Genomic DNA, 989 nt, shown 5'->3' with positions numbered 1-989 from the left:
CGGACGGGGCCGGGCGCGCTCCCAGCCCTCGACGGCCTTCTCCAGCGGGGCCAGCGCCTCGCGCGGGCGGCCCAGCACCATGTACGTGCGCCCCAGGTCCACCAGGGCCCCCGTCCAGCCGCCGTTCACGTCGTCCGGCAGGGACGTCTGGAGCGCGGCGGCGCGCTGGAAGTACGGCAGGGCCTGCTCCGGCTGGTTGCGGTAGCTGAGCGTCTGGCCCATGCCCCGGAGCACCAGCGCCAGCGTGGGGTGGTCCGGGCCCAGGCTCTTCTCCACCTGCTCCAGCGCCGTGGCGAAGCGCTGGGTGGCCTCCTCCAGCCTGCCCAGGTGCACCAGCAGCGTGCCGATGTTGTTGACGATGATGGCCACGGTGGAGCTGTCGCGCCCCTCCTTCGTCTCCGCGATGTGCAGCGCGCGCTCGTAGAGGGGCAGCGCCTCCTCGCGCTTGCCCTGGTATTGCAGCGCCAGCGCCAGGCTGTTGAGCGCGTCCGCCACCTGCGGGTGGTCCTGTCCCAGCGAGCGCTCCAGCAGCGCCAGCGCGCCCCGGGCCAGCCGCTCCGACTGCACGAAGTCGCCCTGCTGCCAGCGCACGCTGGCCTGCTCCAGCCGGATGCGCGCCACGTCCGGGTGGTCAGGCCCCAGCGCTCCGCGCACGGTGCCCAGGGCGCGCTCGTACAGGCCCAGGGCCTCCTCCGCGCGCCCCTGCGAGCGGCGCACGGTGCCCAGCTCCACGCGCACGTCCGCGACCTCCAGGGCCTCCGGGCCGAAGCGCTTCTCCAGGAAGGACAGGGCGCGGGTGAGCTGCTCGTGGGCCTCCGGGTAGCGGCCCTGGCGCGACAGCAGCCGGCCCAGGTTCATCGCGAGCGCGCCGGCCAGCTCCCTGCTGCCGCCCAGCCGCTCCACCGCGGCGCTGGCGCGCTCCGCGGCCTGCTGTCCCTGGGCGTAGTGGTCCAGCCGCTCCCCCGTCACGCGCACCGCCAGCGTCCACG

1 protein-coding gene is annotated in these 989 nt (G+C 75.3%); it reads right to left on the bottom strand.

The window, feature by feature from the left end; translation table 11 throughout:
• Nucleotides 1-989: tetratricopeptide repeat protein (locus ACLEQD_RS44205; RefSeq protein ID WP_410391902.1), on the bottom strand; the 989-nt coding region annotated here is incomplete at both ends.

The sequence above is a fragment of the Corallococcus sp. 4LFB genome, assembly GCF_046520365.1.
In the GTDB taxonomy this organism is placed as follows: Bacteria; Myxococcota; Myxococcia; order Myxococcales; family Myxococcaceae; genus Corallococcus; species Corallococcus caeni.
This window is presented reverse-complemented; position numbering and strand designations above follow the sequence as displayed.